At 63.6% G+C, this 26756-nt stretch carries 24 protein-coding genes and 5 tRNA genes; 7 read left to right on the forward strand and 22 right to left on the reverse strand.

The genetic code is table 11. The annotated features are described in order from the left end of the window. The first annotated feature begins 305 nt into the window (after positions 1-305). Positions 306-3554, forward strand: coding sequence for a ribonuclease E (rne, locus tag P5705_RS23955; protein ID WP_277463370.1), 3249 nt, complete (start codon positions 306-308; stop codon positions 3552-3554). 184 nt (positions 3555-3738) lie between these two features. Here rne and murB read toward each other — a convergent pair whose 3' ends face one another. From murB to P5705_RS23995, 8 genes are all read right to left on the reverse strand, one after another. Then, positions 3739-4758, reverse strand: coding sequence for a UDP-N-acetylmuramate dehydrogenase (gene murB / locus P5705_RS23960; protein WP_277463371.1), 1020 nt, complete (start codon positions 4756-4758; stop codon positions 3739-3741). Then, entirely contained in the window at positions 4755-5219 is a 465-nt protein-coding gene (locus P5705_RS23965) for a low molecular weight protein-tyrosine-phosphatase (RefSeq protein WP_277463372.1), read from the reverse strand. Before P5705_RS23965 ends, murB begins: the two co-directional genes overlap by 4 nt. Then, complete coding sequence (kdsB, locus tag P5705_RS23970) at positions 5219-5983, reverse strand: 3-deoxy-manno-octulosonate cytidylyltransferase (RefSeq protein ID WP_277463373.1); 765 nt, start codon at positions 5981-5983, stop codon at positions 5219-5221. Before kdsB ends, P5705_RS23965 begins: the two co-directional genes overlap by 1 nt. Continuing rightward, positions 5980-6165 (reverse strand): Trm112 family protein, encoded by a 186-nt coding sequence (locus P5705_RS23975; RefSeq protein WP_011532874.1) that lies wholly within the window; start codon positions 6163-6165, stop codon positions 5980-5982. The genes kdsB and P5705_RS23975 overlap by 4 nt, the downstream gene beginning before the upstream one ends. A gap of 33 nt (positions 6166-6198) precedes the next feature. Further along, positions 6199-7209 (reverse strand): tetraacyldisaccharide 4'-kinase, encoded by a 1011-nt coding sequence (lpxK, locus tag P5705_RS23980; protein WP_277463374.1) that lies wholly within the window; start codon positions 7207-7209, stop codon positions 6199-6201. After that, complete coding sequence (locus P5705_RS23985; protein ID WP_277463375.1) at positions 7209-7643, reverse strand: ExbD/TolR family protein; 435 nt, start codon at positions 7641-7643, stop codon at positions 7209-7211. Before P5705_RS23985 ends, lpxK begins: the two co-directional genes overlap by 1 nt. Continuing rightward, complete coding sequence (locus P5705_RS23990) at positions 7640-8275, reverse strand: MotA/TolQ/ExbB proton channel family protein (RefSeq protein ID WP_028690976.1); 636 nt, start codon at positions 8273-8275, stop codon at positions 7640-7642. Before P5705_RS23990 ends, P5705_RS23985 begins: the two co-directional genes overlap by 4 nt. Before the next feature lie 169 nt (positions 8276-8444). Further along, positions 8445-10646 (reverse strand): DNA internalization-related competence protein ComEC/Rec2, encoded by a 2202-nt coding sequence (locus P5705_RS23995; RefSeq protein ID WP_277463376.1) that lies wholly within the window; start codon positions 10644-10646, stop codon positions 8445-8447. A 143-nt stretch (positions 10647-10789) separates the two neighbouring features. Here P5705_RS23995 and P5705_RS24000 point away from each other — a divergent pair, with 143 nt between their 5' ends. Next, positions 10790-11431 carry a DUF2062 domain-containing protein gene (locus tag P5705_RS24000; protein ID WP_277463377.1) on the forward strand — a complete coding sequence of 214 codons (642 nt, stop codon included), beginning with the start codon at positions 10790-10792 and terminating at the stop codon, positions 11429-11431. On the opposite strand, the gene P5705_RS24005 is transcribed toward P5705_RS24000, so the two are convergent. From P5705_RS24005 to P5705_RS24015, 3 genes are all read right to left on the reverse strand, one after another. Beyond that, the gene (locus P5705_RS24005; RefSeq protein ID WP_011532869.1) at positions 11315-12094 is read right to left on the reverse strand and encodes an ABC transporter permease; all 780 of its coding nucleotides are present in this window, start codon (positions 12092-12094) and stop codon (positions 11315-11317) included. The two genes, P5705_RS24000 and P5705_RS24005, sit on opposite strands and share 117 nt — an antisense overlap. Then, entirely contained in the window at positions 12091-13023 is a 933-nt protein-coding gene (locus tag P5705_RS24010; RefSeq protein WP_277463378.1) for an ABC transporter ATP-binding protein, read from the reverse strand. The genes P5705_RS24005 and P5705_RS24010 overlap by 4 nt, the downstream gene beginning before the upstream one ends. A gap of 132 nt (positions 13024-13155) precedes the next feature. Then, complete coding sequence (locus P5705_RS24015; protein ID WP_277463379.1) at positions 13156-13779, reverse strand: glutathione S-transferase; 624 nt, start codon at positions 13777-13779, stop codon at positions 13156-13158. 361 nt (positions 13780-14140) lie between these two features. On the opposite strand from P5705_RS24015, the gene P5705_RS24020 reads away from it, so the two are divergent. Together P5705_RS24020 and P5705_RS24025 are read left to right on the forward strand one after the other, a co-directional pair. Then, entirely contained in the window at positions 14141-16588 is a 2448-nt protein-coding gene (locus tag P5705_RS24020) for an acyl-CoA dehydrogenase (protein WP_277463380.1), read from the forward strand. 154 nt (positions 16589-16742) lie between these two features. Further along, positions 16743-17153: a PA2817 family protein gene (locus tag P5705_RS24025; protein ID WP_011532865.1), complete on the forward strand. Its 411-nt coding sequence runs from the start codon at positions 16743-16745 to the stop codon at positions 17151-17153. 45 nt (positions 17154-17198) lie between these two features. Here P5705_RS24025 and P5705_RS24030 read toward each other — a convergent pair whose 3' ends face one another. The 7 genes from P5705_RS24030 to P5705_RS24060 form a co-directional block, all read right to left on the reverse strand. Next, complete coding sequence (locus P5705_RS24030) at positions 17199-17396, reverse strand: hypothetical protein (RefSeq protein ID WP_044487837.1); 198 nt, start codon at positions 17394-17396, stop codon at positions 17199-17201. Next, positions 17393-18616: a GAF domain-containing protein gene (locus tag P5705_RS24035; protein WP_277463381.1), complete on the reverse strand. Its 1224-nt coding sequence runs from the start codon at positions 18614-18616 to the stop codon at positions 17393-17395. The genes P5705_RS24030 and P5705_RS24035 overlap by 4 nt, the downstream gene beginning before the upstream one ends. Positions 18617-18720: 104 nt before the next feature. After that, positions 18721-18796, reverse strand: a tRNA-Gly gene (locus tag P5705_RS24040). Between the two features lie 82 nt (positions 18797-18878). Further along, positions 18879-18954 (reverse strand) — tRNA-Gly (locus P5705_RS24045). A gap of 3 nt (positions 18955-18957) precedes the next feature. Continuing rightward, positions 18958-19033, reverse strand: a tRNA-Glu gene (locus P5705_RS24050). 92 nt (positions 19034-19125) lie between these two features. Continuing rightward, a tRNA-Gly gene (locus P5705_RS24055) sits at positions 19126-19201 on the reverse strand. A 2-nt stretch (positions 19202-19203) separates the two neighbouring features. After that, positions 19204-19279 (reverse strand) — tRNA-Glu (locus P5705_RS24060). A 379-nt stretch (positions 19280-19658) separates the two neighbouring features. On the opposite strand from P5705_RS24060, the gene P5705_RS24065 reads away from it, so the two are divergent. Next, the gene (locus P5705_RS24065) at positions 19659-20426 is read left to right on the forward strand and encodes a hypothetical protein (RefSeq protein WP_277463382.1); all 768 of its coding nucleotides are present in this window, start codon (positions 19659-19661) and stop codon (positions 20424-20426) included. Positions 20427-20543: 117 nt separating this feature from the next. Here P5705_RS24065 and P5705_RS24070 read toward each other — a convergent pair whose 3' ends face one another. After that, entirely contained in the window at positions 20544-21026 is a 483-nt protein-coding gene (locus P5705_RS24070; RefSeq protein ID WP_277463383.1) for a GAF domain-containing protein, read from the reverse strand. Then, positions 21027-21914 carry an ATP-binding protein gene (locus P5705_RS24075; protein WP_277463384.1) on the reverse strand — a complete coding sequence of 296 codons (888 nt, stop codon included), beginning with the start codon at positions 21912-21914 and terminating at the stop codon, positions 21027-21029. Between the two features lie 172 nt (positions 21915-22086). On the opposite strand from P5705_RS24075, the gene P5705_RS24080 reads away from it, so the two are divergent. Continuing rightward, on the forward strand, positions 22087-24441 hold the full coding sequence (locus P5705_RS24080; protein WP_277463385.1) for a hybrid sensor histidine kinase/response regulator: 2355 nt from the start codon (positions 22087-22089) through the stop codon (positions 24439-24441). On the opposite strand, the gene P5705_RS24085 is transcribed toward P5705_RS24080, so the two are convergent. Further along, positions 24431-24919, reverse strand: a complete 489-nt coding sequence (locus P5705_RS24085) for a glutathione peroxidase (RefSeq protein WP_277463386.1) — start codon at positions 24917-24919, stop codon at positions 24431-24433. The genes P5705_RS24080 and P5705_RS24085 overlap by 11 nt on opposite strands. 12 nt (positions 24920-24931) lie before the next feature. Further along, positions 24932-25327, reverse strand: coding sequence for a peptide-methionine (R)-S-oxide reductase MsrB (gene msrB, locus P5705_RS24090; protein ID WP_277463388.1), 396 nt, complete (start codon positions 25325-25327; stop codon positions 24932-24934). Positions 25328-25491: 164 nt separating this feature from the next. On the opposite strand from msrB, the gene P5705_RS24095 reads away from it, so the two are divergent. Continuing rightward, positions 25492-26703, forward strand: a complete 1212-nt coding sequence (locus P5705_RS24095; RefSeq protein ID WP_240065828.1) for a pyridoxal phosphate-dependent aminotransferase — start codon at positions 25492-25494, stop codon at positions 26701-26703. Positions 26704-26756: the final 53 nt, after the last annotated feature.

The raw sequence follows: 26756 nt of genomic DNA on the forward strand, positions 1-26756 counted from the left end.
TGGACGGACAAGGTCCTGAACAGACGCCCTTGCGGCGTCCACGGACGACCGGTTGATTCCTCCTCCTGACTGAGTGCACCAGGCCCGTTCGATTGATTCGGATAACATTCGAAAAACTCGACAGGCCTTCTGGCACCGCAAAACAGGACGCGTCGTCGCGACCACGGCAGGCTGGGCAACCGGCTGGTGCCGAACGTCGCCAGACACGGGGGTGGCCCGCCACCCTTTGCGCACCTTGGCACCGATCATGAAAAGTCGTGTGTGCCGAACGCCGTTTCCGGCAGCCCGGAAACCGACGGTACAACATGAAAAGAATGCTGATTAACGCGACTCAACCCGAAGAGTTGCGTGTAGCCCTGGTGGACGGCCAACGCCTCTACGACCTGGACATCGAGTCCGGCGCCCGTGAGCAGAAAAAGGCCAACATCTACAAAGGCAAGATCACCCGGATCGAGCCCAGCCTTGAAGCCGCCTTCGTCGACTTCGGCTCCGAACGTCACGGCTTCCTGCCGCTGAAGGAAATCTCCCGCGAATACTTCAAGAAGGCCCCCGAAGGCCGGGTCAACATCAAGGAAGTACTGAGCGAAGGCCAGGAAGTCATCGTCCAGGTCGAGAAGGAAGAGCGCGGCAACAAAGGCGCCGCCCTGACCACCTTCATCAGCCTGGCCGGCCGCTACCTGGTACTGATGCCCAACAACCCGCGCGCCGGCGGCATCTCCCGCCGCATCGAAGGCGAGGAGCGCAACGAACTGCGTGAAGCGCTGAACGGCCTGACCGTTCCCGGCGACATGGGCCTGATCGTGCGCACCGCGGGCCTGGGCCGCAGCAGCGAAGAAATGCAGTGGGACCTCGACTACCTGCTGCAACTGTGGACCGCCATCAAGGAAGCGTCCCTCGACCGCACCGCACCGTTCCTGATCTACCAGGAAAGCAACGTCATCATCCGCGCCATCCGCGACTACCTGCGCCAGGACATCGGCGAAGTGCTGATCGACAGCATCGACGCCCAGGAAGAAGCCCTGACCTTCATCCGCCAGGTGATGCCGCAGTACGCCAGCAAGGTCAAGCTGTACGAAGACAGCGTGCCGCTGTTCAACCGCTTCCAGATCGAAAGCCAGATCGAGACCGCCTTCCAGCGCGTCGTCGACCTGCCATCCGGTGGCTCGATCGTCATCGACCCGACCGAAGCCCTGGTCTCCATCGACATCAACTCGGCGCGCGCCACCAAAGGCAGCGACATCGAGGAAACCGCGCTGCAAACCAACCTGGAAGCGGCCGAAGAGATCGCTCGCCAGCTACGCCTGCGCGACATCGGCGGCCTCATCGTCATCGACTTCATCGACATGACCCCGGCGAAGAACCAGCGCGCCGTCGAAGAACGTGTGCGCGAGTGCCTGGAAGCCGACCGCGCCCGTGTGCAGGTTGGCCGCATTTCGCGCTTCGGCCTGCTGGAGATGTCCCGCCAGCGCCTGCGCCCATCGCTGGGTGAAAGCAGCGGCATCGTCTGCCCGCGCTGCTCCGGCACCGGCATCATCCGTGACGTCGAATCGCTGTCGCTGGCGATCCTGCGCCTGATCGAAGAAGAAGCCCTGAAGGACCGCACCGCCGAAGTGCGTGCCCAGGTACCGATTCCGGTGGCCGCCTTCCTGCTCAACGAGAAACGCAACTCGATCACCAAGATCGAACTGCGTACTCGCGCGCGCATCATCATCCTGCCGAACGATCACCTGGAAACCCCGCACTTCGAAGTCCAGCGCCTGCGCGACGACAATCCGGACGTGCTGAACATCCAGTCCAGCTACGAGATTGCCTCGAGCGAAGTGGAAGAAGCGCCGCAACCGACCGCCACCCGCACCCTGGTTCGCCAGGAAGCCGCGGTCAAGACCGCACCGGCACGCGCCAACGCCCCGGCACCGGCCGCCGCTGAAGAGCCCGCCGCACCGGCCGCGCCCGTACAGAGCGCCCCGGAGCCGAGCCTGTTCAAGGGCCTGGTCAAGTCGCTGGTCAGCCTGTTCGCCGGCAAGGAAGAACCTGCCGCCGCACCGGCCGTGAACACCGAGAAGCCGGCCGCCGAGCGCTCGTCGCGCAACGAGGAGCGTCGCAACGGTCGCCAGCAGAGCCGCAACCGTGGTGGCCGTCGCGACGAAGAGCGCAAGCCGCGAGAAGAGCGTAGCGAGCGTGCTCCACGTGAAGAGCGTCAACCTCGCGAGGAACGCGCTCCACGTGAAGAGCGCGCCCCGCGTGAAGAACGCCAGCCACGCCAGCCTCGTGAAGACCGCCGCGGCAACCGCGAAGAGCGCGTACGCGAACTGCGCGAGCCGCTGGACGCCGCACCTGCAGCCCGTGAAGAGCGTCAGCCACGCGAAGAACGCGCACCGCGTGAAGAGCGTGCACCTCGCGAAGAGCGCACCCCACGTGAAGAACGCGCACCTCGCGAAGAACGCGCCCCACGTGAAGAGCGCGCACCTCGCGAAGAGCGCGCCCCACGTGAAGAACGCGCACCTCGCGAAGAGCGTGCCCCACGTGAAGAACGCGCACCTCGCGAAGAGCGCGCCCCACGTGAAGAGCGCGCCCCTCGCGAAGAGCGTCAGCCACGTCCGCCACGCGAAGAGCGCCAGCTGCGCCCTGACGAGCAGGTAGCCGAACAGGCCGCCGAGCTGACCGAAGAGCAACTGCCGAACGAAGAACTGCTGCAGGACGAGCAGGAAGGCGCCGATGGCGAGCGTCCACGCCGCCGTTCCCGTGGCCAGCGTCGTCGCAGCAACCGTCGCGAGCGTCAGCGCAATGCCAATGGCGAGCTGATCGAAGGCGACGAAGACAGCAGCGAAGAGCAGCAGCCACAGCAGCACCAGGCCACCGAGCTGGGTGCCGAACTGGCCGCCGGCATCGCCGTCACTGCCGCCGTTGCCACCAGCAACATCAGCGCTGACGCCGAAGTCGAAGCCAACCAGCAGGCCGAGCGCGCCAACGCGGCCGTCGCCGAGACCCAGGTGGAAATCGCCGAGGTCGTCGCCGAGCAGGTCTCCATCACCCCCGTGGTGGAACAACCTGTCAGCGAACCAGCTGTTGCCGTCGAGCCGAGCATCGAGCCCGTGGTTGAAGTGGCACCACAGCCAGTGGTCGAGGCAGCCGTCGAGCAGCCTGCCGCTGTCGTTGAAGCCGCTGTCGAATCGGCACCGGTCGAACAAGCTCCGGTAGTGGAAGCTGGCGAGATCGAAAAAGCACCGGTCGTCGAAGTTGTCGAAGCTCCGGTTGCCGAGCAACCTGCTCCTCAAGTCGAAGCCAAGCCTGTCGAAGCGCAAGCTGAAGTGGTCGAAGCCGCAGCAGTCGAACCCGAGCCGGTTGCCGTCGAACAAGCGCCAGCCGAAGAAACCGCTGCTGCTGTCGAGCCATCCACCATCATGCTGCCGAACGGCCGTGCGCCGAACGACCCGCGTGAAGTACGCCGTCGCAAGCGTGAAGCCGAGGCCGCAGCAGCAGCTCTGGCTACCGCCCAGGCTGAACCGGCAGAAGTCGTGGAGACCGCTGACGAGCACAAGCCTCATCACGGTTGATAGCAACGGCTGAATGAAAAAGCCCCGCCAGTGCGAAAACCCCCGCCAGTGCGAACTGGCGGGGCTTTTTCTTTGCCGCTGACATTGCGTGGATCTTTAGCCTGGTTCGCCAGCAAGGCTGGCTCCTACAAGACCGGAGCAGGCCACTAGCCCCCTTGCCGGCGAGGCAGTGCCAGCGATAGGGTCAGTACAGGTTCGGTTCCATCTCCAGCGCCACCCCGAACCGCTCGAGGATATCCGCCTGGATCTTCTGCGCCAGCGCATGCAGCTGCGCCCCGCTCGCCTGACCGTAATTCACCAGCACCAGCGACTGCAAGCGGTGCACGCCGGCATCACCCTCGCGATAACCCTTCCACCCCGCCTGCTCGATCAACCAGCCCGCCGCCAGTTTCACCTGGCCATCGGACTGCGGATAAGCCACCACGCCAGGATGCCCGGCGCGGATACGCTCGACCAATGCCGCTGGCACCACGGGGTTCTTGAAGAAGCTACCGGCGTTGCCCAGCTCGGCCGGATCCGGCAGCTTCTCCCGACGAATGCTGCAGATCGCGTCACTGATCGCCTGGGCGGTCGGCTGTGCAACACCCTGCTCCGTCAGGCGCTGACGCACCGGACCATAGTCCAGATGGGCCTGCAATGTACGGTTCAAGGCAAAGCGCACACGCAGGATCAGCCAACGCCCCGGGTTGCGCTTGAACACGCTGTCGCGATAGCCGAATGCGCATTCCTGCAAAGAGAAATCGCGCAATTCGCCTGTCTCGCGATCCAGAGCGGTCAGCCCGGCGAACACGTCCTTGATCTCCACGCCATAGGCCCCGACATTCTGCATCGGCGCGGCGCCGACGGTGCCGGGAATCAGGCTGAGGTTCTCCAGGCCAGACAAGCCCTGGGTCAGGCTCCACTGCACGAACGGATGCCAGGGCTCGCCGGCCTCGGCCTCCACCACCACCCGCTCGCCATCATCGTCGAGCAGGCGTCGGCCACGGCTGGCCATATGCAGCACGAGGGCATCGATGTCACGGGTCAGCAGCAGGTTGCTGCCGCCGCCGATCACCAGCACAGGCACCTGTCGCTCAGCTGCCTGGGCCAGCGCTTGACGAACTTCACCATCGTCGTGCGCCTGAGTGAAGTAACGCGCACGTACATCGATACCGAAAGTGTTGTAGCGCTTGAGCGAAACCTGCTCCTGCCAATGCGCCGTCATAGCCGCCCCTTGATTTCCACGACCAACTCGCGACAAGCCGCCTCGATCAGGTCCAGGACCTGCTCGAAACCTTCCACACCGCCGTAGTAAGGGTCCGGCACTTCGTCCAGGGCCGCGCCATAGCGGCGCAGGAACAGGTCTAGCTCGCCCTTGGCGTTGTGCGGACGCAACGCCTGCAGGTTGCGCAGGTTGCTCTTGTCCATGGCCAGGACCAGGTCGTATTCAGCAAAGTGCTCGGCCTTGACCTGCTGGGCGCGCTGGCCCGACAGGTCGTAGCCACGCACCAGGGCGGCCTTGCAGGTGCGACTGTCAGGGGCCTTGCCCACGTGCCAGTCGCCAGTACCGGCGGAAGCCACCTGGACAACATCCGCCAGCCCGGCGGCATCCAGTTGATGGCGCAGCACGCCCTCGGCGGTGGGCGAACGGCAGATATTGCCGAGGCAGACGAACAGGACGCGCATCAGGCCTCCAGCAAGCGCCGCACGCGCTCCAGGTCTTCGGGGGTATCAACGCCCACGGCCGGCGCCTCGATGGCGTCGGCGACATGGATGCGCACGCCGTGCCACAGGGCACGCAATTGCTCCAGCGACTCGGCCTGCTCCAACCAGCACGGGCCCCAGGCGACGAAATCCTGAAGGAAGCCGACGCGGTAGGCATACATACCAATATGACGACGGTACGGCACGTCGGCAGGCAACTGGCTGCGGTCCTTGGCGAAGGCATCGCGCGCCCAGGGCAGCGGCGCGCGGCTGAAGGTCAGCGCCAGGCCATGCTTGTCGCTGGTCACTTTCACGGCGTTGGGATTGAAAATGGTTTCCGGCTCATGGATTGCCTCGGCCAGGGTGGCGATGCCGGCTTCCGGATGCCCCGCCAGGTTGGCGGCCACCTGATCGATGATCACTGGCGGAATCAGCGGCTCGTCGCCCTGCACGTTGACCACGATTGCATCGGGCGCCAGGCCCAGCCGGGCGGCGACCTCGGCCAGGCGATCGGTGCCCGACTCATGATCGGCGCGGGTCAGCAGCACTTCGGCGCCGAACGCCTGGCAGGCCTCGACGATGCTGGCGTCGTCCGTGGCGATGACCACGCGGCTGGCGCCACTTTTACCCGCCTGTTCCCACACATGCTGGACCATCGGCTTGCCGGCGATCGGCAGCAACGGCTTGCCCGGCAGGCGCGTGGAGCGCAGCCGGGCAGGAATCACCACGGTGAAGTCCAGGCTCATTTGTCCAGGCGCTCTTCGTCGGTCAGGGTACGCGCCTCGCTTTCCAGCATCACCGGGATGCCGTCGCGAATCGGGTAGGCCAGGCCCGCGCCCTTGCTGATCAGCTCGGTCTTGTCGGCGCTGAGCTTGAGCGGGCCCTTGGTGATCGGGCAGGCCAGGATATCGAGCAGTTTGGTGTCCATGGGAGCTTCCTTGAGACGGAAATTGAAAAAGGCTCAGGGCCGGGGGCGGTCGGGCAACAGGCGATCGAGCTGGCTATCAAACCAGCTGCCGAACGCTTGCGAAGGCACGGCGTCGACCGCCAGGTACCACCAGTCGTCGGCGGCGAAGGGCCGGCATTTCACCGCGTCCTTCTCGGTCATCACCAGCGGCAGCGGCGGGCTGAACGACAGCACCTCGCGGCTGTAGGGCGCATGGTCGGCGAACGGATGCGGCACCGGCTGCCAGTTTAGCCCCAGCAGGGTGTTGAAGAAACGTTGCGGGTTACCGATGCCGGCCACGGCGTGCAGCGCCTGGCCAGCGGGAAACAGGTCAAGTTCGCGGCGCTCGCCGCTGCGCAGGTTGATCAGCGCGGATGGCTGCAAGCGGAACGAGAAACCATCGTCACGATCAGCCTCGGCGCCATTGAACAGCACCGCGTCGGCCTCATCCAGCCGCTCGGCGGGCTCACGCAGCGGGCCAGCCGGCAGGCAGCGACGGTTGCCCAGGCCACGGGCGGCATCGATCAGCACCAGCTCCAGGTCACGGGCCAGGCGATAGTGCTGCATGCCGTCATCGCACAGGATCAGGTCAGGGGCATCGCTGGCCAGCAAGGCCTGCACGGCGCGGGAGCGGTCGGGGTCGATGACCAGCGGCACGCCGGTGCGCTGGACGATCAGCAAAGGCTCGTCACCGGCCTGTTCGGCAGGTTGGTCGGCCTGGACACGCCAGGGGTGTTGCGGCGGCTTGGCGCCGTAGCCTCGGCTGACCACGCCGACCTTGAGCCCCCGCCGACGGCAGTGCTCGATAAGCCAGAGGATCATCGGGGTCTTGCCGGTGCCGCCGACGGTGATGTTGCCGACGACGATCACGGGTACCGGCGCACGGTAGCTGGCGCTTTCGCCACTGAGGAAGCGCGCGCGCTTGCGCGTCACCACGCGGCGGTACAGCGCTTCCAGCGGGCGCAACAGGGCCAGCGCGGGGTGCCCGGTGTACCAGGCGGCCAGCAGGCGATCGGCGAAGGCCATCAGGGCTTGCCCTGCGCGGCCTCGACGGTGGTCATGCGCAACTTGCTGAAGCCGAGCTTGCCGGCCGCGTCCATTGCGGTGATCACAGCCTGGTGCGGAGTCTTGCCGTCGGCGCTGATGGCCAGCGGTAGCGTGATGTCACCGCCGGACTCCTTCTCGATGGCTTCGGTCAGGGTCTCCAGGTCGCTCTTCGGTAGCAGGTGGTTGTTCACCGAGTACACACCGTCGGCGCTGATGGAGATTTCCACCAGCTTGCCTTGGTCCGCCGGCGCCTGCTCGGCGCTGGCCGCCTCGGGCAGCTCGACACGCAATTGCGTCTCGCGGGTGAAGGTGGTGGTGACCACGAAGAACAGCAGCAGCACGAACACCACGTCGATCAACGACGCCAGGTTGATGTCGACGTTCTCGCGCTGGCGATTGCGCCGGAACTTCACGCCTTGCCTCCGGCCACTTCCACTTCGCGATCGCCCTGCAGCACCTCGACCAGCTTGATCGCCTCCTGCTCCATGCCCACCACCAACTCATCGATGCGGCGCAGCAGGAAGCGGTGGAAGAACACCGCCGGGATACCGACCATCAGGCCGGCCGCAGTGGTGACCAGGGCCTTGGAGATACCACCGGCCAGCACTGCGGCGTTGGCGGTCATCTGCGAGCCCATGAAGGCGCTGAAGATGTCGATCATGCCCAGCACGGTGCCCAGCAGGCCCAGCAGCGGGGCCATGGCGGCGATGGTGCCAAGGGTGCTGATGTAGCGCTCCAGCTCGTGGATGACTCGCGAAGCGGCCTCCTCGATGCACTCTTTCATGATCTCGCGGCCGTGGCGCGAGTTGGCCAGGCCGGCAGCCAGGATTTCGCCCAGCGGCGAGTCGGCGCGCAGGGCCTTGAGCTTGTCACTGGTGAGTTGCTTGTCCTTGATCCACATCCACACCTGGCCCAGCAGGTGCGGCGGGGTGACACGGCTGGCGCGCAAGGTCCACAGGCGCTCGACGACGATCGCCATGGCGGCGATGGAACTCAGGATGATCGGCAGCATCATCCAACCACCGGACTTGACCAATTCCCACACAGTAAGCATCCCCTCGGAAAAAGGCCGCCACTCTACCATAGGCAAGCCGAGGGCTCATCTGCCGGAGGTCAGGGAAACGTTCGCGGCCCCATTCGCCGGCAAGGCCGGCTCCTACAGAAGCGCGCAGTGCCTGTAGGAGCCGGCCTTGCCGGCGAAGAGGCCGACACGATCACCGCCAGAATCTGCGTTGCCCACGCATGCCCTCAACCCCTCCATGACGGCCCAGCCTTAACCGCAACGCCCCCTCGACCGCCGTGTCATGCACCACCACCCCATGCCGCCGATACCGCTCGATCACCTGCGCATGGGGATGCCCAAACCCATTGTGCCGCCCACGGGAAATCAGCACCCCACGTGGCGCGGCGGCCTTGACGAACGGCTCGGTGGACGACGTGCGGCTGCCATGGTGCGGCGCCTGCAGCCAGTCGACCCGATGCTCGTCATGGGCCGCCAGCCAGGCCCGTTCCGCACCACCTTCCATATCGCCGGCCAGCAGCAACCGTTCGCCATTGGCCTCCACCTGCAGCACACAGGAGCGCTCGTTGCTGGACCGGCCTTGCGGCCAGTGCCAAAGCGAAAACGCCACGCCATCCCACTGCCAGCGCTCGCCACTGTCACAAAGCTGCGCCCCATCCAGCCCGGCAACCTCTCCCGCCAGCACCCGGCTCACCGGCAACCCGCGACGAACGGCCGCCGCGCCACCGGCATGGTCGGCATGACCATGGCTGATCAGCATCACATCGAGGTTTTTCACCCCAAGTTTGCGCAAGGTAGGCAGCACCACGCTTTCGCCCAGATCGCTGTCGCCCTGCGCGGGCCCCGCGTCATACAGCAAACTGTGATGGCGGGTGCGCAGCAACACCGCAAGGCCCTGGCCGACGTCCAGTTGCCAGACGTCCACCTGCCCGTGGGGCACCTGCTCTCGCGGCGCCCATATCGCCAGCAACATGACCGCGCCCGGCATGCGCAGTGGCACGCCGCGAGGCAAAAGTACGAGAACCGCCCCCAGGCACACCAGCAGCCAGGCCCACACAGGCAATGGCTCAGGCATCCAGGCTGGCTGCTGTTCGGCAACAAGCGCCAACGATGCAAACAGACCGTCCAGCGACAGGCCCGCCAACCACAACACCCCCTCCCCCACGCCCGGAACCGGCAACAGCACTGTCCCCAGCAATGCCAGCGGCAACACCCCCAGGCTGATCCACGGCACCGCCAGCAGATTGGCCAGCGGCGCCGTCAGGCTGACCGGCAGCCCCAGTGCCAGCAATACCGGCAACAGGCCCACGGCAATCACCCACTGGGCGCGGGTCCAGGCCTGCCAGGGGCGCCACGCGCCCAGCCGGGCGGAAAAACACAACACCAGCACGGCAACGGCGGCGAACGACAGCCAGAACCCCGGCAGCAAGCTAGCCAGCGGTTCGACCAGCAGCACACCAAGCAGCGCCAGCAACAGCGGCATGGCGGCGCCCAAATGGCGGAAGCGCAGGCGCCAGAGCAACACCACCGCCAGCATCAGACAGGCCCGCTGCACCGGCACGCCCAACCCCGCCAGCCAGCCATAGGCCAGCGCCGCCGTCATGGCCAGGCCACACGCCCACGGCAGCCATGGCCACCGCTGCGGCCACCCGCCCAGTCGCGCCAACCCTGCCACCAGGCCATATACCAGCCCCGCCAGCAACCCGATGTGCTGCCCAGAGATGACCAGCAGGTGCACCGTGCCGGTAGCCTGCAAGACCTGCCAGTCCTGCCGCGCCAGCCCCGTGCCATCGCCCAGCACCAGGGCCGCAAGGGCCGCCTCGCGCCCATGAGCCTCCACTACCAGCAAACGTTGACGCAGGCCATCGCGCCAGTCCACCGCCGCCTCGCCAAGCCGCTCGCCCGCCTTGACGGTGCCTGTTGCGCCGACCCGCCGCGCCAGAAGCATGGCCTCGCGATCCGGGCCGTGAGGGTTGAGCAACCCACTGGGCTGGCGCAGATTGACTGCCAGCCGCCAACGCTCGCCCGCCCGCAGCTGCGGCCCTTCGAACCAGCTCAACTGCACACGTTGCGGCAACTGCGCCCGGCGGGACCTGGGCTGCTCCAGCTCGAAACGCACGCTGCGTTGGCCACGGGCGGGCAAACCCACCACCTTTCCCTCCAGCCATAACGTCCGGCCATCCAGTTCGGCGGACAAGCGATCATCCAAGGCCCGCTGCGCCGAGCAGCCCGCATGACAGACACCCAGCACGAAACACCCCAGCAACCACAAGCGCGCAGGCAGGCAGACCAAGGCAAACATCAACAGGACCAACAGCCATCCGACCGATGGCAGAGCAGGCAGGAAGCGCAGACACAAAAGCCCGAGCACCAGCGCAAGCATCCCTGTGCGCATGAGATAGAGCTCCAGAAGCGAAATGGCCTCTGAGGCTTAGCTGATCGGGAGGAAATGCTTGCTCAACAATTGTCACAAACTCTGAACGAGGCTGCGCTTGAATAAAGGCATACTGACGCCCTTCAACCCTGCCGGGAGCCCACATGCCGCGCCGTCTGTTCAAACGCTACATGCCGGACCCGACCAGCATCCGGGAACACAAGTCGTTACGCTTCTTCGGCAAACTGCTGCACGACCCCAACCTCTGGCACCTGAACCGTCATTCGGTCGCGCGGGCCATGGGTGTAGGCCTGTTCGCAGCGCTGATTCCCATTCCCATGCAGATGCTGCTGGCCGCCGCCCTGGCAATTCCGGTACGCGGCAACCTGCCCATCGCGGTCAGCCTGGTATGGCTGACCAACCCGCTGACCATGCCCCCGGTGTTCTTCGTCACCTACATGACCGGCGCCTGGTTGATGCAGGTGCCGCCGCGCACCTTGCCCGAGGAGATCACTGTCGACTGGGTCACCGACCAGCTGGCGACGATCTGGCAACCGTTCCTGCTGGGCTCGGTGGTGTGCGGGGTGGTGCTCGGCGTGCTCGCCTACTTCACCACCATGGGCTACTGGCGTTGGTGGGTGGGCCGGCAGTGGCGCCGACGCCAGTGCCGTTGCTCACCTGCACAAGGCTCACGCACGCATGCCGCGGCCGCTGACCAGCAGGCGGACACACAGCACATACAGCAGCGCGGTGGCCACCAGCATGAAGCTGATCGCCGTACCAATGCTGATATCCGACACCCCTAGAATGCCGTAGCGGAACGAGTTGACCATGTGCAGCACCGGGTTGGCCAGCGACACGGTCTGCCAGAACGGCGGCAGCAGGTTGATCGAATAGAACACCCCACCGAGGTAGGTCAGCGGCGTCAGCACGAAGGTCGGAATGATCGAGATATCGTCGAAGTTGCGCGCGAACACCGCGTTGACGAAGCCCAGCAGCGAGAAGATGGTCGCGGTCAGCAGTACCACGACGATGGTCACGCCCAGGTGATGCACCTGCAGGTGGGTGAAGAACAGCGACAGGATGGTCACGATCACCCCCACCGCCAGCCCCCGCAGCACACCACCCAGCACATAGCCGACCAGGATGGTGTGCGGCGACACCGGCGACACCATCAGTTCCTCGATGGAGCGCTGGAACTTGCTGCCAAAGAAGCTCGACACCACGTTGCCGTAGGAGTTGGTGATCACCGACATCATGATCAGGCCCGGCACGATGTACTCCATGTAGGTGAAGCCACCCATGTCGCCGATCTGCCGCCCGATCAGGTTACCGAAGATCACGAAGTACAGGACCATGGTGATCGCCGGGGGCAGCAGGGTCTGCGGCCAGATACGCAAGAAGCGCCGCACTTCGCGATAGACGATGGTGTTCAGGGCGACCCAGTTGGTGCGCAGTTCCACACTCATACGGCCACCTTCGACAGGTTCTTTTCCACCAGGGACACGAACAACTCCTCGAGTCGATTGGTCTTGTTGCGCAGGCTCAGCACCTCGATGTTCTTCAGGGCCAGTTGGCCGAACAGCGCGGTGATGCCGATATCCTTCTCCACCTGCACCTCAAGCGTGTGCGGAGTGATCAGCCGGCACGGGTAGCCGTGCAGTTCAGGCGCGGCCGGCAGGTCGTGCTTGAGGTCGAGCACGAAGGTTTCGACATGCAGCTTGCCCAGCAGCTGGCGCATGCTGGTGTTCTCGACGATGGTGCCGTGGTCGATGATGCCGATGTTGCGGCACAGCTGCTCGGCCTCTTCCAGATAGTGGGTGGTGAGGATGATGGTGATGCCCTTCTGGTTGAGCTCGGTGAGGAAGCTCCACATCGAACGGCGCAGCTCGATATCCACCCCCGCGGTCGGCTCGTCGAGGATCAGCAGGCGCGGCTCGTGGATCAGCGCCCGGGCGATCATCAGCCGGCGCTTCATGCCGCCGGACAGCGAGCGCGACTGCACGTCACGCTTGTCCCACAGCCCCAGTTGCGTCAGGTACTGCTCGGCGCGCTCCTTGGCCAGCTTGGGCGGGATGCCGTAGTAGCCGGCCTGGGTGACGACGATGTCGAAGGTCTTCTCGAACTGGTTGAAGTTGAATTCCTGGGGCACCACGCCCAGGCAACGCTTGAGCGCGGACGGTTCGCGGTCCAGGTCGTGGCCGAACACGTTGACCGTGCCGCTGGTCTTGTTCACCAGGGTCGAGAGGATGCCGATGGTGGTGGACTTGCCGGCGCCGTTGGGGCCGAGCAAGGCGAAGAAGTCGCCTTCGGAAACGTCCAGATCGATGCCCTTGAGGGCCTGGAAACCGTTGCCGTAGGTCTTGGTCAGCTGTCGGATGGACAGGGCGGAACTCATGGCGGGTCAGGTACCGAGAAAAGGGTTCAGGGCACGCCAGGTCAAGTCACTGGCGCAGTGAGTGCGGCCATGGTGCAAGGGCTGGCCGCACAAGTACAGTCACATCTATTGATAATGACTATCGAAGTGGCCTCACGTCAGGGCGGTCATCACTGCGGCCTGGTAAGCGGGGCGTTGTTTCAGGCGCTCGTACCACGCTTGGAGGTGGTACATGGCCGGGCGTTCGATGGGCATTTCGAACCAGGCGTAGGCGAAACTGCCCAGCGGAATGTCGCCCATGCCGATTTGTTCGCCGGAGAGGTAGGGTTGCCTGGCCAAGGTTTCGTCGGCAATCGACAACAGCTCGGCGCATTGCTTGTGCGCGGCGTTGATCGCCACCCAGTCGCGCTGCTCCTCTGGGGTGCGCAGCAGGCCCCAGAACAGCGGGCGGAACGGGCCGGCGAAGGATGAGGTGGTCCAGTCCATCCACTTGTCGGCCAGGGCGCGCTGGCGTGGGTCGTCGAGGTACCAGCCTTGCGCCTGGCCGTATTCGGCGCAGAGGTAGCGCACGATGGTGTTGGACTCCCACAAGACCAGGTCGCCGTCTTCGAGCATGGGCACCAGGCCGTTGGGGTTGCGGGCGCGGTAGTGGGGTTCGTTGACCACGCCGAAGGCGCCGCCGGCATCGATGGACTCGAAGTCCAGGCCCAGTTCATGGGCGATCCACAGCGCCTTGCGCACATTGCTCGAGTTCTTGCGGCCCCAGATCTTCAGCATGGCAACGTCCTTATGAATGCGGGAGGGGGGACAGTCTACTCCAAGCGTTCGGCGGTGCCAGTGAAAGCGGGGCTTTGTGCTGAGGGCTGTTCGCCGGCAAGCCGGCTCCTACACGGCTTGCGCGAAACAGCGACATGGAACTGGAGATGAACAAAGCTGCCTGATCAGCAGACGGCCCTTGTAGGAGCGGATTCATCCGCGATCACCGGCACAGCCGGTGCCATGCACCGCGGCGCATGCATCGCGGATGAATCCGCTCCTACAAGCGCCCCGCCGTGTCATCTGCCTGGCAGGCCATCCGCCCCGGCGCGTCTAAGCTCTGTGGGTCGGCCATACGCCCCGTGTCCAAGGAGAAAGGATTATGTTGCTGTTGTGGTTGCTGGTTCTGGTGCTCGGCGCCGCGTATCTCACGCACCGGCGCCTGGCGCCGTTGCAGATTCTCGCGGCAATGGCCGCCTACACGGCGCTGATGGGGCTCTTCAGCCATGCCCCCGGCTGGCTGCTGACACTCATCTGGGTGATCATCGCCATCAAGGTCGCCTTCGTCGCCCTGCCCGAATGGCGGCGCAAGGTGTTCACGGCGCCAGTATTCAACTGGTTCCAGCGCACCCTGCCGCCCATGTCGCAGACCGAGCGCGAAGCCATCGACGCCGGCACCGTGTGGTGGGACGGCCACCTGTTCAGCGGCCGCCCGGACTGGAACACCCTGCTCGACTACCCCGCGCCCAAGCTCACCGAAGAGGAACAGGCGTTCATCGACGGTCCCACCGAAGCGTTGTGCGCCATGGTCAGCGACTGGCAGATCGGCCAGGACCTCGACCTGCCACCGCAAGCCTGGGAGCACATCAAGCAGCACGGCTTCTTCGCCCTGATCATCCCCAAGGCGTACGGTGGCAAGGGTTTCTCCGCCTACGCCCATTCACAGGTGGCCATGAAACTGGCCACCCGCAGCGGCGACCTGGCCTCCACGGTGATGGTGCCCAACTCCCTTGGCCCGGCCGAACTGCTGCTGCACTACGGCACCGATGCCCAGCGCAACCACTACCTGCCGCGCCTGGCCCGTGGCGAAGAAATCCCCTGCTTCGCCCTCACCGGCCCCCTGGCCGGCTCCGACGCCGGCGCCATGCCCGACACCGGGATCATCTGCAAAGGCCAATGGCAGGGTGAGGAAGTCATTGGCCTGCGCCTGAACTGGGAGAAGCGCTACATCACCCTGGGGCCCGTGGCCACGCTACTGGGACTGGCCTTCAAGGCCTACGACCCGGACCACTTGCTCGGCGAAGAAGTCGACCTGGGCATCAGCCTGGCACTGATCCCCACCGACACTCCAGGCGTCGAGATCGGCAAGCGCCACCTGCCCATGGGCGCCGCATTCATGAACGGCCCCAACAGCGGCAAGGATGTGTTCGTGCCACTGGACGCCCTCATTGGCGGCCAACCGATGCTCGGCAAGGGCTGGATGATGCTGATGAACTGCCTGTCGGTGGGCCGCTCGATCTCCCTGCCTGCGGTCGGTACCGGCGCGGCCAAGTACACCAGCCTGGTGACCGGCCAGTACGCCAGCATCCGCGAACAGTTCAACGTGCCGCTGGCCGCCTTCGAGGGTATCCAGGAATCCCTGGCGCGCATCGGCGGCAACGCCTGGCTGATGGACAGCGCCCGCCTGCTCACCGCCAAGGCCGTCGACCTGGGCGAGAAGCCCTCGGTGCTGTCGGCAATCCTCAAGTACCACCTCACCGAGCGCGGCCGCGAATGCATCCAGCACGCCATGGACGTGCACGGCGGCAAGGGCATCATCATGGGCCCGAACAACTACCTGGGCCGCAACTGGCAGGTGGCGCCGATCTTCATCACCGTCGAGGGGGCCAACATCCTGTCGCGCAACCTGATGATATTCGGACAGGGCGCAATCCGCTGCCATCCATTCGTACTCAGGGAAATGTCCCTGGTCGGGCGCGAGGACCACGAGCAGGCCTTGAAAGAGTTCGATGACCTGCTGATGCAACACATCCTGTTCGCTGCAGACAACGCCGCCAGCACCCTGGTGCTTGGGCTTGGTCTCGGCCATTTCGAGAAGGTCCCGGGCGACGCCCTGAGCCAGGGCTACTTCCGCGCCCTCAACCGCCAGGCGGCCGCCTTCGCGTTGCTGGCCGACCTGTCGATGATGCTGCTTGGCGGCGCACTCAAGCGCCGCGAACGCCTCAGTGCGCGCCTGGGCGATGTACTGAGCTACCTGTACCTGTCCAGCGCCGCCCTCAAGCGTTACCACGACCTGGGCTCGCCCGAGCACATGCGGCCACTGCTGCGCTGGGCGCTGGAAGAGAGCTTGGGCCAGGCAGAGAAGGCGCTGGACGCGTTGCTCGACAACTTCCCCAACCGCTTCATCGGCTGCGCCCTGCGGGTACTGGTGTTCCCCTTCGGTCGTCGCCACACCGGGCCCAGCGATGAACTGGATGCCGAGGTGGCCGGGGTGATCGGCAGGCACAAGGGCGACCCAGCCCTGGAAGAACTGCTGGCCGGCTGCTACAGGCCCGGAATGGATGCCGACCCGGTTGCGGCGTTGCAACAGGCCAGCGACCTGCTGGCTGAGGTCGCGCCACTGCACAAGGCGCTGCACCAGGGCATCAAGGAAGGCAAGGTGCGGCCTACGCCAGGGCAATCGGTGATCGATGCGGGCCTGGAAGCCGGGGTCCTGCAGCCCTCCGAAGCACAGCGCCTGCATGAGGCCGAAAAAGCCCGACGGACGGTGATCGATGTCGACGCCTTCGACAAGGAGCAATTGCGGCCAACGCCCGGGGCGATCCGATGAGCGCCCACCTGTAGGAGCCAGCCTTGCTGGCGAAACGGCCCACGCGGATCACTTGAGGCCGGTTCGCCAGCAAGGCTGGCTCCTACAAAGGCCCCACCCTCGCTTGAACCGGCGTATACTCCGCGCCCGTTTCAACCACACCGAGGAGCGCCCCATGGCCAACCCCCACCTGGAATACCACCTGCAACTGCTCAACCACCTGCGTACCATCCTGGCCGCACTGGGTGAAGCCGAACAGGTGCCGGAGGAAAGCCACGCCCTGTTCCTCGAGCGCTTCGACGAGTTGCTGACCCTGCTGCCGCAGGACCCGCTGGAAAGCCAGTACCTGGGCCAGGACCTGATCTGCCAGGTTATCCAGCGCTACCCGCAGATCGCCCACCTGGTGCCGCGCGACCTGCTGTGGTTCTTCGGCGGCGACTGCCTGCACTTCATGCCCGACGAAGAGCTCGACCTGTACCAGCGCCTGGAAGAGCGCCGTTATGAAGCCGAGCAGAATGGTGAGCCGTTCAACTGGAACATGGAAAAACAAGCACTTGGCAATCCCGGCACACCGTCAGAGCAATAATCCGCGCAAAAAAAAGCCGCTCACACGAGCGGCTTTTTTAAGGTGTCAATCTCGATGCAACGCTCGACCCACGACTTGAACGTGGACAATCTCTATGCCTGCATCTTCACCTTGCAAGGTCTTCCATGACAAATCTGACATTTTTCGAGCCAATTCATCAACCTGCGAAATCTTGACAAATTCATTATCAAGCTGCTCAGCCACTTCATCAGCCGTATAGGCAAATATTTCATGAAGCTTCATTTAGCTTCCTCCTTACCAGAGGACTCCGATACAATCAACGTTAGCATTTTTGCCAATTGATAGCAAATCGGCTCCAACAATGTTACAAATTGATCACTGCGATTCTCATTGAACAGTATTCGAGAGTCATTCCTGTAAATATTTAAAACCCCCAGCAGGCGGTCATCATACTTAATTGGAATAGCGAGCAGAGATTGCGCCTCATCACGATTGAGATAATAGCTGCCAACACGATCCTTGTAATCTCGCGTTATATGGGGATTGGTATCATCGACCGACTCAAGCCAACCCTGTATTATTCTTCCCGTCTGCCCCAAATATTGTGCAGATCCGCTGGCAGCAGCCTCCGGAGCACCAGGAATGTTAGGGTGATTAGCCATGCTCGCCCGAACTCCTGGCCTGCGCAGCGAATAAGGGAAGCAAATAGGCTGAATGTCCTGATCCGGCCCATCATCCGCTACCAGAGATGAAGTGGACAATTGGTTATCGACCAATAGTAGCACGCCATCACAGCGCTCTATCAAGGATGAGTAATTCTGATCATGTAGAAAAAACTTGGAAGTTTTTAAAATATCTGGAATCCCACCCTCTCCACTCCCTCCCTTCTTCAGGCTAGAGGAGGTGAGCGCGACCATAAAATTAGATCGATATACAATTGCCTGATTCTCTCGGGACACACCATCCCATGAGCGAGCGAGGCTCAGTATGGTGTTCATGATTACCCGCATGCGCTTTATAAGAACCTCTCCATCAGCTTTTCTTTCTTTAAGCTGAACCTTACTTATACTTCGCAACAAACCTGTATTTTTTACTGCTTCAGCGTATAAACTCAAAAACGACTTTGGTGGCATGCTCGTCAATTGCTCTCCCATCTGAGCATGCTGCAGATCCAATTGCCGCTCGCGCCGCCGAGCAGACTCTGCCAAGCCAAATTCACGCAACATGATCAGTATGACGGCTGCTAATGACACTGCTGACGCTACAGTCAGCTCATCTAAAGAAGTTTCTTCCCCTGAAAACAACACATAATCAATCTGCTTGACGATGGTGCTGCTATAGATCGAAACCAATGCAGCTCCAGCAACCCCACTCAGGGCAACAAGGAATGCGCCTACGCCACTTGCCAGAAATTTGCAGAGCTTATGGAAAATTGCCGCCGCGACTGCATAGCCCCCCTTAAGCAGGCTTACGAGATACCTAAAGACCTGATTATCTTTCATGAAAATCCTTCCACATGAATAGTCAACCACCCCCTCGACACAGGTCTTATAACCCAAATCGCGAGCAAAAAAAAACGCCGCTCAAATGAGCGACGTTTTCGATTTGGAGCGGGAAACGAGACTCGAACTCGCGACCCCGACCTTGGCAAGGTCGTGCTCTACCAACTGAGCTATTCCCGCAGGGTGAAGCTTTACCGCATTCGGCGTGAAGCGCCATTGAGACCTTCACCACCTGCACCGTCAAGAACGACGCCGTTTAAACTGGAGCGGGAAACGAGACTCGAACTCGCGACCCCGACCTTGGCAAGGTCGTGCTCTACCAACTGAGCTATTCCCGCAAATGGCGTCCCCTAGGGGACTCGAACCCCTGTTACCGCCGTGAAAGGGCGGTGTCCTAGGCCACTAGACGAAGGGGACAAACCCAACGCTTTTCAGCGCACCAGATCATGAACCTCGCGATTCAGCCTGGATTTTCTTTTCCTGCCCTGCCGAAGCAGTGCCGGAGAAACTGGAGCGGGAAACGAGACTCGAACTCGCGACCCCGACCTTGGCAAGGTCGTGCTCTACCAACTGAGCTATTCCCGCATTGGCGTCCCCTAGGGGACTCGAACCCCTGTTACCGCCGTGAAAGGGCGGTGTCCTAGGCCACTAGACGAAGGGGACACGCCACAACATTCACTCCCTGCCGCGTTTCGCTGTGTGCTTTACGCTGCAAGTGGCGCGCATTCTATGGATGCCTTGGGAAGCCGTCAACCCCTTTGTAGAAATTTATTTAAATCAATGACTTCCCGTCTTCATAGGAGGTGATGCAGGATGCGTCCGGGGATTGACGTTGCTTTTCTGACAGCTGCCCGGCAAGCTCATGTCAAAGTGCTACCACCTTGAGAAATCGAGGCCTCGGCCGACATATAGACTGCACGGGCGCTTTCACGGGCGAACCCGCGAGGGAGACACCTCGGCCCTGTCCGCCAGGCTGCACTGTTCGCTCTGCGGCGAACTTACTACACTCAATGATGCAAAACTTCTTCATGAGGCGTTAACGGTGACACCACTTCTGATCACCCTGCTTATCGTTGCGGGTATCGCGCTGCTGATCGTGATCGGCTACCTCAACAATGTGGTCGAGAACGGCAAGCTCGAGCGGGCACGCCTGAAGGTCGAGCTGGCCGACCGCCTGCGTCGCTGTGGCGAGATCACCGAAACCTTCCCCGGCCAGTTCATGACGCCGGCGCTCAAGCTGCTGCTTACCCGCCTGGAGCTGAACCTCAACCAGCGCCAGCTGGCCCTGGACAAGCACAGCAGCGAGCTGAAGGCACGCATCGCCGAAATCGAAGGGCTGATCGCCCTGGGCGACAAGATCCCGGTGCGCAACCCGCCCTCCCCTATCCAGACCGAGGTCAAGGCCAAGGACGTGCGCTTCCTGCTGGAGTTGATGCACAACCAGATCGTGCGGGCCACCCAGGAAGGTTTCCTGGCCAGCAACGAAGGCAAGTATTGGGTGAAGGAGATTCGCCATATCCTGGTGCTGCTGCATATCGAGTTCTTCAACAACCTCGGCCAGCAGGCGCTGCAACAGAACCAGCCGGGCCAGGCGCGCCTGGCGTTCGAGCGTGGCGTGCAGTACCTGCGCAAGCAGCCTGAACCGAAACAGTATGATGAGCAGCTGACCTACCTGGAGAAACTGCTGGCCCGGGCCAACGCCCAGGTGCTGGACAAGATGGAGCCGGCGGCGGATGAACAGAACGCGTTGACCCAGGGGCTCAAGACCGACGAGGACGAGACCTGGAAGAAGAAGGTCATCTACGATTGACCGGTGCGGCCCTATCGCGGATGAATCCGCTCCTACACGGACCTGGTAGGAGCGGATTCATCCGCGATAGGTTCAGAACCAAAAAAGAAAGGGGCCTTCACAGGCCCCTTCTTCATTTCAGCAATCGGTCAACTCCAGGAAGATCGCCGCCAACCGCTCCAGCCCGGCCTGGTCAGCTTCGCTGAAGCGCGCCAGCTTCGGACTGTCCAGATCGAGCACGCCGATCAGCCTGCCCTCCTTTACCAACGGAATCACCAGCTCGCTGTTGGACGCGCTGTCACAGGCGATATGCCCGGGAAACGCGTGCACATCCTCGACTCGCTGGCTCGTGCGCGTAGCCGCCGCTGCGCCGCACACACCCCGGCTGAAAGGGATGCGCACGCATGCCACCTGGCCCTGGAACGGGCCGAGCACCAATTCTTCGTTGCGATTGATGTAGAAGCCCGCCCAGTTCAGGTCGTCCACCTGGTTGTACAGGAAGGCCGAGAACTGCGCGGCGTTGGCGATGAAGTCACGCTCGTCAGCGAACAACGCCTGCACTTGCGCGGCCAGCAGGTCGTAGCCATCGAGGCCTTGGCCACTGGCGTTGAGGTCGATCATTTATTTCTGCTCCAGCAATTGCAGCCCGACCCAGTAGCGGGCGAACTGATAGGCACAACGGCCATTACGGTTGCCGCGGCCGGTGGCCCAGCGCACGGCGAGGATGTCGAGCTCTTCGGTACGCTGCCAGCGCAACCCGGCCTGGCGCGCCAGCTGGCCGATCCAGTGCTCGACCACATCGAGGAAGTGCTCCTGGGAGAAAGGGTAGAACGACAGCCACAGGCCAAAGCGGTCGGACAGGGCAATCTTGTCCTCCACCGCCTCGTTGGGGTGCAGCTCGCCGTCGACCATCTTCCAGTTCTCGTTGTCGCTCTGCTTCTCCGGCACCAGGTGGCGGCGGTTGGAGGTGGCGTACAGCAGCACGTTGTCGGGCGCCTGCTCCAGCGAGCCATCAAGCACGCTCTTGAGCACGCGATAGTCACCTTCCCCGGCTTCGAACGAGAGGTCGTCGCAGAACAGGATGAAGCGCTGTTCGAGCTTCTGCAGTTGCTCGACCACCCGTGGCAGGTCGGCCAGGTGATCGCGCTCGATCTCGATCAGGCGCAGGCCCTCACCGGCATGCTCGGCAAGCAACGCGCGCACCAGCGACGATTTACCGGTACCGCGTGAGCCCCACAGCAGGGCATGGTTGGCGGGCATGCCGTTGATGAACTGGTGGGTGTTGCGGCCCAACTGATCGCGCTGCTTGTCGACGCCGATCAGGTCGGACAGGCGGATGTCGAGGCTGACCTCCAGCGGCAGCAGGTAGCCGCTGCGGCCGTCACGCTGCCAGCGGGCGGCCAGGGTGCGGGACCAGTCGATATCCGGGCGCGGGGCGGGCAACAGCGGTTCGAGGCGCGCGAGAACGGATTCGGCGCGGTCGAGGAATGCAGTGAGTCGGGCGTCCATGGAAGCTCCTAGCAAGGATTTCAGTTTCTCTGAAGGACCGCTGTGCGCTCGGTTCGCCGGCAAGCCGGCTCCTACGCATTTTTTGCAGGAGCCGGCTTGCCGGCGAATGGCCCATAGCGGCAATCAACTGAAATGAACAGACAGACCCGCCAGCAGCCAGGGCTGATCGGCTATGCTTGCGCAGCGCACGGAGCAAGTAACCGGCTTGGGACCCATGGATATCAAGTTCACCAATCGCCTGTCATACAAGCAAGCCCGGTTGACAGTCCTGGTCGGCTTCATCCTGGGAACATTGCTCAGTCTCATCCAGATCGGCATCGATTATGCCAGCGAAGACGCGTCCATCAACCGTGAAATTCAGGCGCTGCTGAAGATCAGCCACGACACGGCCTCGCGCATCGCCTACAACATCGACAGCGAACTGGCCCAGGAGCTCACCGGCGGCCTGATCAAGTCGCCTGCGCTGATCCGCGCGCGGCTGATCGACAACAACGAGACCGTGCTGGCCGACGCGCAGCGCCCGCGCCTGGAGAGCCGCTACCGGCCGCTGTCGGACTTCCTGTTCGGCGACCAGCGCCAGTTCCAGGACCGCCTGTTCCTCGCCCATATGCCCAACGAGAACCTCGGCACGCTCTACCTCGATGTCGACACCTTCGCCTTCGGCGGGCGCTTCCTCGACCGTGCCGGGGTCACCCTGGTCAACGGCTTTGCCCGCAGCCTGGTGCTTACCGGTATCCTTCTCGCACTGTTCTACCTGATGCTGACCAAACCCCTGGTCACGGTGATCGGTGCCTTGAGCGGCAATGATTCGCGCACGCCCAGGCAAACCCGCGTCGACTGCCCCAACGGCCACGAGAATGACGAAATCGGGGTGCTGGTGCGGGTCGCCAACCAGCAGTTCGTCAGCATGGCTACCGAGATCCAACAGCGGCGCACCGCGGAGAACCGCCTCACCCAGTACCTCAACGAGCTTGAAGACATCGTCTCGGCCCGCACCGACGAGCTCAAGGCCAGCAACAGCCGCCTGAGCCAGTCCAACCAGGAGCTGGAGGAAGCCCGCCGCCGCGCCCTGGACATGGCCCAGGCGCGCTCCGCCTTCCTGGCCAACATGAGCCACGAGATCCGCACCCCGCTCAACGGCATGCTGGGCATGATCGCATTGTCCCTGGACAGCGGCCTGGCCGCCGAGCAGCGCCAGCAGCTGTCGATCGCCCACGACTCGGGCAAGGTGCTGGTGGAACTGCTCAACGATATCCTCGACCTGTCGAAGTTCGACGCTGGCCAGCTGGAGCTCGAGCGCATTCCGTTCGACCTGGGGGCGATGGTCGAGGACACCGCCAACCTGCTGTCGCAGAATGCCGCGCCCAGCGTCGAGCTGACCTGCCTGATCGCTCCGGACTTCCCCAGCACGGTGCTGGGCGATCCCACCCGGGTGCGGCAGATCGTCAGCAACCTGCTGTCCAATGCCCTCAAGTTCACCCGCTTCGGCCGCGTCGATGTGCGCCTGACCGGCATCGTCGGCGGCGTGCGCCTGGACGTCAGTGACACCGGCATCGGCATCCCCGAAGAAGCCCAGGCGCGGATCTTCCAACCCTTCACCCAGGCCGGCGCCGGCATCACCCGCCAGTACGGCGGCACCGGCCTGGGGCTGGCCCTGACCCGCAACCTGTGCAAAGCCATGCAGGGGCACCTGCACATCCAGTCCGAGACCGGCTTTGGCAGCCGCTTCAGCGCCGAACTGCCCCTGCCTGCCCACACCGAGGCCATCCCACCAGTGCCGTTGGCCGGGCGTATCGTCGCCCTGGGCAAACCTGGCAGCGGCCTGGCCGAGCTGCTGCAGGAGCTGCTGCCGCGCTGGGGCCTGGACTATGCGCGCTTCGACAATGCCGCGCAGCTGGCGGGCAAGACCGTGGACCTGCTGATCACCGACGACCTCGATCATATGCTGGACCTGCGCCCGGCGATCCAGGCGCCGATTCTGCTGGTAACCGCCTACGGCAATTTTCTGCCCAGCGAACAGGCCACCCAACTGGCGCCGCTGCACCAGCTGGCCCGGCCGCTGGCGCGCAATGCCCTGTACCAGACGCTACGCCGTACCCTGCAAGGCGAACCCAACGCGCCGCTGCCACACGAGGTGCCGGCGACCAGGGAGCGCCGGGCGCGCATCCTGCTCGTGGAGGATAACCCGGTGAACCAGTTGGTGGCCAAAGGCATGCTCGCCAAGCTCGGCTGCCAGGTGCAGGTCGCCGCCCATGGGGCCGAGGCCCTGGAATTGCTGGAGCAGGAAAGCTTCGACCTGGTGCTGATGGACTGCAACATGCCGGTGATGGATGGCTATGAGGCCAGCCGGCGCATCCGCCAGAGCGGGCGCTGGCCGGAACTGCCGATCGTCGCGCTGACCGCCAATGCCATGCCCGAGGAACGCGAGCGTTGCCGCGCCGCGGGCATGAACGACTACTTGGCCAAGCCGTTCCGGCGCGAGGAGCTGCTGGCCTTGATCGACCACTGGGCGCCAGTCAGCGGTTGAGCAGCGCCTCGATGGACGATTTCAGCGCCTCGGGCTTGGTGGTCGAACCGAAACGGGTAACCTTGCCGCTATCAGGGTCGACCAGGAACTTGGTGAAGTTCCACTTGATCTTCTGCGTACCCAGCACGCCCGGCGCGCGCCGCTTGAGTTCGACGAACAGCGGGTGGGCGCCGGGGCCGTTGACCTCGATCTTGCGAAACAGCGGGAAGCTCACGCCGAAATTGAGCTCGCAGAACTGCGCGATCTCCTTCGCATCGCCCGGTTCCTGCTTGCCGAACTGGTTGCAGGGGAAGCCCAGCACCACCAGGCCGCGCTTGTGGTAGTCCTGCCACAGGCGCTCGAGGCCCTTGTACTGCGGGGTGAAGCCGCACTGGCTGGCGGTATTGACCACCAGCAGCGCCTTGCCCGCGTAATCACCCAGTACTTTCTGCTCACCGGACAGGGTGACGCAGGGAATGTCCAGCAGTGCATCGGCCATGCGTTTGCTCCTTCAATCGCGGGGTTTGAGGTCCAGGCACACCGAGTTGATGCAGTAGCGCAGGCCGGTCGGTGGCGGACCGTCGGGGAACACGTGGCCCAGGTGGGCGTCGCATTGCGCGCAGGTGACTTCGGTGCGGATCATGCCGTGGGAGGTGTCGCGGATCTCGATCATCGCGGCCTCCTCGATGGGTTCATAGAAGCTCGGCCAGCCGCAACCAGAGTCGAACTTGGCCTTCGAATCGAACAGCGCCAGGTCGCAGCAGATGCAATGGTAGACGCCATCGCGGCGTTCACTGTTGTACTTGCCGCTGAATGGCCGCTCGGTGCCCTTCAGGCGGCACACCTGGTACTGGGCGGGGTCGAGCATGGCGCGCCACTCTTCCAGTGTCTTGTCGATCTTTTGCATGAATGGACCTCGGCAGGCTGAATTTCACCTCGCACCGTCTTTATTTATGGCGCGGGTGGAACGTATATTAGTTGGCTTTCCCAGCCAGCCAGTCTGGCATGCGCCTCGCCCTTTTCAAACCATTGCCGGCGGCGCGCCGCGCCTTGTCCAATCAGGATCACATCATGCAGTTCAGCAAATCGAACAAGCTCGCCAATGTCTGCTACGACATTCGCGGCCCAGTGCTCAAGCACGCCAAGCGCCTGGAAGAGGAAGGCCACCGCATCCTCAAGCTGAACATCGGCAACCCGGCGCCGTTTGGCTTCGAGGCGCCGGACGAGATCCTGCAGGACGTGATCCGCAACCTGCCCACCGCCCAGGGCTACAGCGACTCGAAAGGCCTGTTCAGCGCGCGCAAGGCGGTGATGCAGTACTGCCAGCAGAAGCAGATCGAAGGCGTCGGCATCGAGGATATCTACCTGGGTAACGGCGTGTCCGAGCTGATCGTCATGTCCATGCAGGCCCTGCTCAACAACGGCGACGAAGTGCTGATCCCGGCCCCCGACTACCCGCTGTGGACCGCCGCGGTGAGCCTGGCCGGCGGCAAGCCGGTGCACTACCTGTGCGACGAGCAGGCCGACTGGTTCCCTGACCTGGACGACATCAAGGCCAAGATCACCCCGAACACCAAGGCCCTGGTGATCATCAACCCGAACAACCCGACCGGCGCCGTGTATTCGAAGGAGCTGCTGCTGGGCATGCTGGAGCTGGCGCGCCAGCACAACCTGGTGGTGTTCTCCGACGAGATCTACGACAAGATCCTCTACGACGAGGCCGTGCACATCAGCACCGCGTCGCTGGCCCCGGACCTGCTGTGCCTGACCTTCAACGGCCTGTCCAAGTCGTACCGCGTGGCCGGCTTCCGCTCCGGCTGGCTGATCATCTCCGGGCCCAAGCACCACGCCCTGAGCTACATCGAAGGCATCGACATGCTGGCCAACATGCGCCTGTGCGCCAACGTGCCGGCCCAGCACGCAATCCAGACCGCGCTGGGGGGCTACCAGAGCATCAACGACCTGGTGCTGCCGCCGGGGCGCCTGCTCGAGCAGCGCAACCGCACCTACGAGCTGCTCAATTCGATCCCGGGCGTGAGCTGCGTCAAGCCCATGGGCGCGCTGTACGCGTTCCCGAAGATCGACCCGAAGGTCTGCCCGATCCACAACGACGAGAAGTTCGTCCTCGACCTGCTGCTGTCGGAGAAACTGCTGATCGTCCAGGGCACCGCGTTCAACTGGCCGTGGCCGGACCACTTCCGCGTGGTGACGCTGCCGCGGGTGGACGACCTGGAGCAGGCGATCGGGCGTATTGGCAACTTCCTGCGCACCTATTCGCAATAGGTTCGGCTCGATAGTCGGGGTGGCGCGGAAATCGAGCGCCGCCCGCGCGGCGC

The sequence above is a fragment of the Pseudomonas entomophila genome (genome assembly GCF_029478665.1).
Taxonomy (GTDB): Bacteria; Pseudomonadota; Gammaproteobacteria; order Pseudomonadales; family Pseudomonadaceae; genus Aquipseudomonas; species Aquipseudomonas entomophila_F.